Below are 7284 nucleotides of genomic sequence, written 5' to 3' on the forward strand. Positions count from 1 at the left end.
GAACTGACCCACAACATCGCCTCCACTCCCAATTCAATCGAGGGACTGGATTCTTTACTCGATCCTTCTTTGGTCGAGCAGGCCCTTGAACAGGCCGGTCTGGCGACCCTTCGCAAGCGGCGCCATCCGGCTCAAATCACCGAAGTATCCGATCAGAAATAAAAATGCCAGTCAGCTTAACTGACTGGCATTAGCCATTTGGCCTCTTTTTTTGCTGCTAGATTTTGCCGAGCAAGAGCAGTATCAACAGCACAACCAGCACGGTGCCGATAATGCCGGATGGCCCATAGCCCCAGTTTCTTGAGTGAGGGAAAACTGGCAGTCCGCCCACCAGCAGCAAGATCAGGATGATCAGTAGAATCAGGGTCATGACTATTTCCTCATGGATTAATGTCAGTAAGGACGGCGTTCAGTGGGGGTGTAAACCACTGTGACGTGCGCTCTTAATAAGTCCGACTTGTGAGGAACGAGGAAAATTCAACTTTTTATTATTAAGGGCTGATTTAAAACTGAGCATTGCCTGCGCATGGGCGCGCGAGTAGGGTGCTCGCTTGCTTAGGAGGGGGAACATTTTATGCTTAATTACGTCTGGTTTTTTTTGGCCGCACTGTTTGAAATTGCTGGGTGTTATGGGTTCTGGATGTGGCTTCGCCAAGGCAAAAGTGTGGTGTGGGTTGTGCCCGCAGTATTGAGCCTAGCCGTTTTTGCTTTGCTCTTAACCAAGGTTGAAGCGGCCTATGCAGGGCGCGCTTATGCAGCTTACGGCGGGATTTATATCGTGACCTCGATTGCTTGGCTGGCGGTTGTGGAGCGCATACGCCCGCTGAGTTCAGATTGGATTGGACTCGGCTTTTGCGTAATTGGGGCAACGATCATTTTGTTGGGGCCGCGCTTTTCGACGCCGTGAGCCAATAAGCGAATGACTAGGAATATTCCTCAGTCGCTGTGTAGGGCTTTTATTTGTTCTTTGTAGGGGGTAAGACTAGTGAGAGTAAGCTACAGCTGAATTGTTTTGTGAGGATTGAAGTAGTGTTTTGTGCGGTTCAGTCTTTGTGGCACCCACCTAAAAGGATGAGAGCCATGCAGAAACTAAAACGCATCATTGGTGAGCATTTTTTGATCGGCGAAGACATCGTCGTTCATGTCATTGACGTTAAAGGGAGTCACGTGCGCCTAGGGATAGATGCCCCTGAAAGCGTGAGTGTCCATCGGGCCGAGATTTATCAACGCATCAAAAAGCAGTCGCTCGGGTATTTACCCCTGGATCCTACAAGACGACCTTAATCAAAGAACTCTTTAGGCACGGCATGTTTGGGCATTAACTGACATTGCTGACTTTCGGGATCGAAGAAGATGACGGCTTGCCCTTTACTTAGGGCATGACGCACCCGCAGAACCCGTGTTTCTTGAGGTGTGTCATCACCATTGTCAGTTCCATCACGGCTAACAAAGTCTTCAATCAAGTGGGTGAGAGTGTCGGGCTCAAGCTGGTCGTAAGGAATAAGCATGTGGCGTTCTCTTAATCAGTCCGGGGATGCTACTGGCCTGAGGCTGGTACGGCTAGCCCTAGCACTTCACCCGGTACTGATTATTTCTGCGCGGCTAGTGTTGCCAGATACCATCGCCTGCTAACTGACCACGGTCATGGGGGTGGGAAAAGTCTAACGCCGGGCCTTTAGGAATGATTCCTGTAGGGTTAATGGTTTGGTGGCTGGCGTAGTAATGCCCTTTGATGTGGGTGAAATCCACGGTTTGCGCCACACCCGTCCATTGATAGAGCTCGAGCAACCAGTTGGACAGGTTCGGATAATCGGCAATCCGACGTTTATTGCATTTGAAGTGGCCGTAGTACACCGCATCAAAACGAATCAACGTCGTGAATAGTCGTACATCAGCTTCGGTCAAATACCGGCCAGCCAGATAACGATGTTCGGCCAAATGTGTCTCTAACGCCTCAAGCGTATTGAAGACGTCGTCATAGGCGTGCTCGTAAGCAGACTGCGACGTGGCAAATCCGGCTCGATATACCCCATTGTTCAGTGACGGGTAAATGCGGTCGTTCCAACGATCGATATCTGTGGCCAGCGCCGGTGGGTATAAGTCCAACGTATTGCCGGTCAACTCATTGAAGGCGCTGTTGAGCATGCGAATGATATCTGCAGACTCGTTGCTGACAATACACTGGCGCTGCGAGTCCCAGAGCACGGGAACTGTGACTCGACCAGTGTAATCGGGCGTGTCTAGCGTGTAGCGCTGATGCAAAAAATGCAGATTGTCTAGGTGATCACCGGTTGAGCCATGCGCTGTATCGAAGGTCCACCCGTTTTCCAGCATTAGCCAGCTAACAACCGATACGTCGATTAATCCTTCAAGGCCTTTAAGTTGGCGCGTGATCAGCGTGCGGTGGGCCCATGGGCAGGCGAGGGACACGTATAAATGGTAGCGGCCTGCTTGTGCTGCAAAACCGCCAGTACCTGTTGGGCCGGGAGCGCCGTCGGCAGTCACCCAATTACGGCGTTGCGCTTGCTCACGCTCAAAGGCGCCGTCTTTGCTGCTTTTGTACCACTGGTCGTGCCAGTGTCCATCAATCAACAGGCCCATAGAAGGCTCCTTGGCAGTTTTGCTTTGGAGTTCAGTCTACTGGCCTGAGTTCGGACGAAAAGCGCAAAACCTAGGCATAAAAGATCGGTTAATTCGATTTGTCGCGGTTATCCCAATAGCGCTGGGCCAACTCGAACGCTTGTTCTCGTGGTGTGCCCAGTCCTCGTAATGCCAAGGCTATCGTTGAGAGAAGGGCCAGTTGCGGGTAGCTGTCTTCAACCTCGCCCCTCCACAACGCTCTAAGGTGCTCAGGGTCAAGTGTTGCCGGCTTTACATGCCGTCGAACTGACAGCGCTGGCCACTCTTCATCCCAATTGACGCCTGCCGTGGTGCCATACAGATGGCTGACTGCGTCAGGGTTGATTTCGATTTCGCCGCCGTCGCCTTTAATCACGATACTGGTGTCGCCCAGCAGGCGGCTGGCTTCGCGATGCACGCTTTGGTAACCCGGATGGAAAATACTTTGCAGGCCACAGCGGGCACCGAGCGGGTTAAGGATGCGAGCCAATGAATGGATTGGCGAGCGCAGCCCCAAGGTGTTTCGAAGGTCAATCATGCGCTGTAATGATGGCGCCCAATCTTGTAGGGGGATAAACGCCAGGTTGTCTGAGTTCAGTGCTGTTTCAACGCTTTGCCAGTCACGGCACAGCGGGATGTGCAACTCGTTGAGCAGTTGCTCGCTGTACAGTCGCCCCGCGGTATGCGCGCCGCCGCCGTGCATCAAAATGCGCACACCATTTTGAGCCAAGCATTTGGCTGCCAGCAGATACCAAGGAAGGTGGCGCTTTTTGCCTGCATACGTCGGCCAGTCGATGTCGACGTTAATCGCGGGCGCACTCAGACGTTCGCGTAGGGCTTGGGTAAAACCGGCTAACTCTTCGGGGCTTTCTTCTTTGTGGCGTAGGAGCATCAGAAAAGCCCCGAGCTGCGTGTCCTCGACTTTTCCATCGAGCAGCATACCCATCGCTTCGCGAGCTTCTTCACGGGTCAAGTTGCGAGCTCCGCGTTTACCCTTTCCCAATATGCGCACAAAGTGTGCGAAAGGGTGTTCGGCAGGTGTTTCGAGGGTCAGCGCAGTAGGCATATTCATAGGCAATTCGTTGGTTTTGGCAGGCCTGCCAGCTTGGCAGCGAGTTTGGCGGGTGTGCCGTTGAAGAGACGGTTGAGGTGCAGGCTGTTGCCTTTTTCCGGCCCCAACTTTTGCGCGGTGTACTTGATCAGCGGGCGCGTTGCAGGCGACAGCTCAAAGGTCTGATAGAAGCTGCGTAACAGCTCAAGAATCTCCCAGTGATCGGGGCTAAGCTCAATCTGCGCCTGCGCGGCCAGTGCTTGCGCGACCTCGGCTGACCAATCGTTAAGATCAAGTAAATAGCCGTCTTTATCCAACGCTATAGGTTTACCGTTAATCAGGAGGGAACTCATAGCCAGCTGTTGACCTTGTCATAGTGTATCGACAGCTCGACGAAGGCCGGATAGTCAACCGCCGTTACCCACGTCGGGCAAGCTAGGTTGCGTGCCAGCAAGTCTTCTTCAAGAACAAACAGCTTCAGTGTTGCACTCTGTTCTTCGAGCGCTTTGAACAGGCTGCTGTGAGGCTGTAATGCGTAGGCCGCATCACCGGTTAGCAACAGTGCGTCATGAGCGCCCAAGATGCGTAGGCAACTGCTTAGGCGTGTGTCTGAAAAAGGCGAGTGGCTCAGGACGTGTAGCGTCGTCATCAGAGGGTTATCACTTGGTCAAAACGGTCAATAAGGGCGCGAACTTCATCAGATGACAGTACTTGTACATCATCAACTGCCAAGTTTACGGGTAAAAGCCCGCGCTCGATCAAGCTGTGCTCGCAGGCAAACACGTCATCAATTCCGAACAGCGACAAGGCTTGCAGGTTGGACTGAAGGTTTTTTTGTTGAAGAGCTGTAGGGTTTTGTCCAGGCACAAGCTGGAATACACCATCGTCCATACACATCAGAGCAAGCGGCAAATCAAACGCCCCTCCTGCTAATACAATATCCAGCGCTTCTTTGGCGCCTGGACCTGACCACGGGGCTTGGCGGCTGATTATCAACAGCGACTTAGGCATCTTAAGGCCCTCCGAAGCAGATCAGTCGATCAGCCGATTGAATGGCGTCGTGTAACTGTCCAAGCCCAGACAGCTCCCACGGTGCTTGCAAATTAATCGCTTGGCGTTCATAGCGGGTCGCTTCATCTTTATTCAAGATGCCGCGGCGTAGAGCGGCGGCAATGCACACTACACCATCCAACTGATGCTGGCTGACGAACGTGGCCCATTGTTGTGCGAGGTCTTGCTCATCTTGCGGTGCGACCACATTGCTTGAGGCGCTATGAACGCCGTCTTGATAGAAGAACAGCCGCACGATCTCGTGACCGCCTGCCAGCGCCGCTTCGGCAAAACGTAGGGCGCGGCGAGAAGAGGGCGCATGGGCTGCTGAATAAAGGGCAATGGCAAATTTCATGATGGGCTCTGTCAGCAAATCTTTGGCAATCATAAAGCCAGACGCCCAAAGATGCTTGCAGCAGGCAATAAAAAGCCCGCCGAAGCGGGCTTTCATGTTGCGGGAGTAAATCAGTCGTCGCGGCTCATGATGCCGAAAATTTGCAGCAGGCTGATAAACAGGTTGTAGATCGAAACATACAGGCTAATGGTTGCCATGATGTAGTTACGCTCGCCGCCCTGGATGATGGCGCTGGTCTGAAACAAGATGCAGACCGACGAAAACAACACGAAACCAGCGCTGATAGCCAGTTGCAAGCCGCTGATTTGGAAGAAGAAGCTTGCTACCACGGCACCGAGCAGAACAAAGAAGCCAGCAGTGATAAAGCCGCCTAGAAAGCTCATATCCTTGCGAGTGATCAGCACGTAAGCCGACAGACCGCCGAACACCAGTGCCGTCATAGCAAACGCCGAGCTTACAACCTCAGCGCCGCCCTGCATGCCGAGGTAACGGTTGAGGATTGGACCTAGCAAAAAGCCCATGAAGCCGGTCAAGGCAAAAGTAGACACCAGACCCCAAGCCGAATCACGAAGCTTGTTAGTCAAAAAGAACAGCCCGTAAAAGCCGATCAGTACAACGAAAATATTTGGATAGCCGACCCGCATCTGCTGTGCGACATATGCCATCACACCGCTGAAAGCGAGCGTTAGAGCCAGTAAACCGTAAGTGTTGCGCAGGACGCGGCTAACCTCTAGCTGATCGACCTGCACGCTGTGATTAACGGCGTATTCCTGTTCGCGCATGGCGATACTCCTGTGTTTTGAAATGTTAAGTAGCAAAGATCATAGCAGAGGCTCTGAAACTAGCGATCAAGAGAGTTTGACAATGTGTTTCGTTCAGGTATTATGGCGCCCGCAACAACGATAGGAGGTGTGGCCGAGTGGTTTAAGGCAACGGTCTTGAAAACCGTCGACTGTAACAGGTCCTAGAGTTCGAATCTCTACGCCTCCGCCATATTGCTACACCGACAGAGCCCGTCCTAGACGGGCTTTGTCGTTTCTGGGGTTTGGGAAACTCTCAGCGTCTGACCCCATCGTTTCCGCATCTTTTCAGATCGTTTCCGCAACTGGCGTGTATTTAGAGCCCGACTCAGCTTTTTTACAGCTCGGGTTTTGGCTCGTTGGAAAGTACATTTTAGTAAGGCTTGCTACGTGGTCGCGCTGGATCTGACGGCCAAACCGCCTATGTGTCGGGTATCGGATGGGGAGTGGGTCAGTGCATGGATTCGCTGGCACAGTCAGGCGGCGGGCGAGGCGCGGCACTGGCGGGTGCCCAGCATGGGAGAGCAGGGTACTTTGCTCAGTCCGAGCGGTGACGTGTCACAAGGCACCTTTGTGCCGGGTTTATTTGGCGATGCCGGGCCAGCCCCGGATACCCGCGATCACGTCGAACGTTGGTCGTTCGAGGATGGCGGGTCGCTGACTTACGACTGGCAGGCCAAGAGCTACAGCATTGAGCTACCGACCGGCTTGGTGGATATCAAGGTGGGTAGTTCATCGGCCACCGTTACGGATAACGCTGTGGTCGTCACGTCCGGGGCAATCGCGCTCGATGGCGATGTAACGATCTATGGAGAAGTGCAAATCAATGGCGCGTTACGCGTAACGGGCGATATCAACGGTGGCGGTGCAATCATCGACACCAGCGGCAACACGCCCAACCATAAGCATTGAGACGAGCCAGGTCATCATTAAGCATTAGACGTATTCGTCTGAGAGTCTTTGGCAAACTGAACGGCTGTAGTAATAGCTGCTCGAGCTTGAGGGCTGTTCTTCCAGCAAGTCGATCCCACTGCCGCCGACGCCTGTTGCAGGATGTCATTAATATTGGCTTTGCTTAGTTCTGCGAGGGATTCAATACCCATCTGTTCAAGACGAGCAATCACTGTGGGCCCTACGCCTTTCAGTGCCAGCAATGCAGCGTGTTCCTTCGGTGGGAATGGCATCCGTAAACTCCTTTTTTCGGGTGATGAAGCAACCGAAGTGTGCCCGACGACACAGAGCAGCTCAAGAGATGATCTTTGATCCAATAAGCCCGCCGCGCGCGGGCATTTTTATGCCTAGAGGAAACGATGACGAGCAAAACCGTAACGGTCGACAAGCCTGTTTATCCGGTCGTTTACCGCGACCGGGCTTTTATTTCTCGCACGCTGGTGATGCGCGACGGCCGC

At 53.2% G+C, this 7284-nt stretch carries 13 protein-coding genes and 1 tRNA gene; 4 read left to right on the forward strand and 10 right to left on the reverse strand.

All coding sequences use genetic code 11. The features are described 5' to 3' along the window. Window positions 1-217 precede the first annotated feature (217 nt). Window positions 218-370, reverse strand: coding sequence for a DUF3309 family protein (locus tag AQS70_RS23165; protein WP_048371247.1), 153 nt, complete (start codon window positions 368-370; stop codon window positions 218-220). Window positions 371-574: 204 nt separating this feature from the next. Between AQS70_RS23165 and AQS70_RS06495 the strand changes: the two genes are divergently transcribed. Next, on the forward strand, window positions 575-907 hold the full coding sequence (locus AQS70_RS06495; protein ID WP_055102075.1) for a YnfA family protein: 333 nt from the start codon (window positions 575-577) through the stop codon (window positions 905-907). Between the two features lie 173 nt (window positions 908-1080). Next, a complete protein-coding gene (gene csrA / locus AQS70_RS06500) occupies window positions 1081-1284 on the forward strand; it encodes a carbon storage regulator CsrA (protein ID WP_055102076.1) in 204 nt (67 codons plus the stop codon). Here the strand turns inward: csrA and AQS70_RS06505 are convergent. The 8 genes from AQS70_RS06505 to AQS70_RS06540 all read right to left on the reverse strand — a co-directional run bounded on the left by AQS70_RS06505 (window position 1281) and on the right by AQS70_RS06540 (window position 5857). Then, on the reverse strand, window positions 1281-1508 hold the full coding sequence (locus tag AQS70_RS06505) for a YheU family protein (protein ID WP_055102077.1): 228 nt from the start codon (window positions 1506-1508) through the stop codon (window positions 1281-1283). The two genes, csrA and AQS70_RS06505, sit on opposite strands and share 4 nt — an antisense overlap. Before the next feature lie 94 nt (window positions 1509-1602). After that, window positions 1603-2601: a glutathione S-transferase family protein gene (locus AQS70_RS06510; RefSeq protein WP_055102078.1), complete on the reverse strand. Its 999-nt coding sequence runs from the start codon at window positions 2599-2601 to the stop codon at window positions 1603-1605. A gap of 88 nt (window positions 2602-2689) precedes the next feature. Next, the gene (locus AQS70_RS06515) at window positions 2690-3673 is read right to left on the reverse strand and encodes a glycosyl transferase family protein (protein ID WP_420912339.1); all 984 of its coding nucleotides are present in this window, start codon (window positions 3671-3673) and stop codon (window positions 2690-2692) included. A 14-nt stretch (window positions 3674-3687) separates the two neighbouring features. Then, complete coding sequence (locus tag AQS70_RS06520; protein WP_055102080.1) at window positions 3688-4023, reverse strand: TusE/DsrC/DsvC family sulfur relay protein; 336 nt, start codon at window positions 4021-4023, stop codon at window positions 3688-3690. After that, on the reverse strand, window positions 4020-4319 hold the full coding sequence (gene tusB / locus AQS70_RS06525; protein WP_055102081.1) for a sulfurtransferase complex subunit TusB: 300 nt from the start codon (window positions 4317-4319) through the stop codon (window positions 4020-4022). The genes AQS70_RS06520 and tusB overlap by 4 nt, the downstream gene beginning before the upstream one ends. Continuing rightward, window positions 4319-4681: a sulfurtransferase complex subunit TusC gene (tusC, locus tag AQS70_RS06530; RefSeq protein WP_055102082.1), complete on the reverse strand. Its 363-nt coding sequence runs from the start codon at window positions 4679-4681 to the stop codon at window positions 4319-4321. The genes tusB and tusC overlap by 1 nt, the downstream gene beginning before the upstream one ends. 1 nt (window position 4682) lies before the next feature. Beyond that, window positions 4683-5075, reverse strand: a complete 393-nt coding sequence (gene tusD, locus AQS70_RS06535; RefSeq protein ID WP_055102086.1) for a sulfurtransferase complex subunit TusD — start codon at window positions 5073-5075, stop codon at window positions 4683-4685. A gap of 110 nt (window positions 5076-5185) precedes the next feature. After that, window positions 5186-5857, reverse strand: a complete 672-nt coding sequence (locus AQS70_RS06540; protein WP_055102083.1) for a Bax inhibitor-1/YccA family protein — start codon at window positions 5855-5857, stop codon at window positions 5186-5188. A gap of 123 nt (window positions 5858-5980) precedes the next feature. On the opposite strand from AQS70_RS06540, the gene AQS70_RS06545 reads away from it, so the two are divergent. Further along, window positions 5981-6068, forward strand: a tRNA-Ser gene (locus AQS70_RS06545). A 158-nt stretch (window positions 6069-6226) separates the two neighbouring features. Continuing rightward, complete coding sequence (locus tag AQS70_RS06550; protein ID WP_055102084.1) at window positions 6227-6787, forward strand: phage baseplate assembly protein V; 561 nt, start codon at window positions 6227-6229, stop codon at window positions 6785-6787. 17 nt (window positions 6788-6804) lie between these two features. On the opposite strand, the gene AQS70_RS06555 is transcribed toward AQS70_RS06550, so the two are convergent. After that, window positions 6805-7059, reverse strand: a complete 255-nt coding sequence (locus tag AQS70_RS06555; protein ID WP_055102085.1) for a hypothetical protein — start codon at window positions 7057-7059, stop codon at window positions 6805-6807. Between the last annotated feature and the right edge of the window lie 225 nt (window positions 7060-7284).

It is taken from the genome of Pseudomonas endophytica (assembly GCF_001411475.1).
GTDB classification, from domain to species: Bacteria; Pseudomonadota; Gammaproteobacteria; order Pseudomonadales; family Pseudomonadaceae; genus Aquipseudomonas; species Aquipseudomonas endophytica.

Bases quoted from the DNA above. Each gene is read 5' to 3' on its own strand.
- AQS70_RS23165 (WP_048371247.1), bottom strand. From the start codon at position 370: ATGACCCTGATTCTACTGATCATCCTGATCTTGCTGCTGGTGGGCGGA.
- AQS70_RS06495 (WP_055102075.1), top strand. From the start codon at position 575: ATGCTTAATTACGTCTGGTTTTTTTTGGCCGCACTGTTTGAAATTGCT.
- csrA (WP_055102076.1), top strand. From the start codon at position 1,081: ATGCAGAAACTAAAACGCATCATTGGTGAGCATTTTTTGATCGGCGAA.
- AQS70_RS06505 (WP_055102077.1), bottom strand. From the start codon at position 1,508: ATGCTTATTCCTTACGACCAGCTTGAGCCCGACACTCTCACCCACTTG.
- AQS70_RS06510 (WP_055102078.1), bottom strand. From the start codon at position 2,601: ATGGGCCTGTTGATTGATGGACACTGGCACGACCAGTGGTACAAAAGC.
- AQS70_RS06520 (WP_055102080.1), bottom strand. From the start codon at position 4,023: ATGAGTTCCCTCCTGATTAACGGTAAACCTATAGCGTTGGATAAAGAC.
- tusB (WP_055102081.1), bottom strand. From the start codon at position 4,319: ATGACGACGCTACACGTCCTGAGCCACTCGCCTTTTTCAGACACACGC.
- tusC (WP_055102082.1), bottom strand. From the start codon at position 4,681: ATGCCTAAGTCGCTGTTGATAATCAGCCGCCAAGCCCCGTGGTCAGGT.
- tusD (WP_055102086.1), bottom strand. From the start codon at position 5,075: ATGAAATTTGCCATTGCCCTTTATTCAGCAGCCCATGCGCCCTCTTCT.
- AQS70_RS06540 (WP_055102083.1), bottom strand. From the start codon at position 5,857: ATGCGCGAACAGGAATACGCCGTTAATCACAGCGTGCAGGTCGATCAG.
- AQS70_RS06555 (WP_055102085.1), bottom strand. From the start codon at position 7,059: ATGCCATTCCCACCGAAGGAACACGCTGCATTGCTGGCACTGAAAGGC.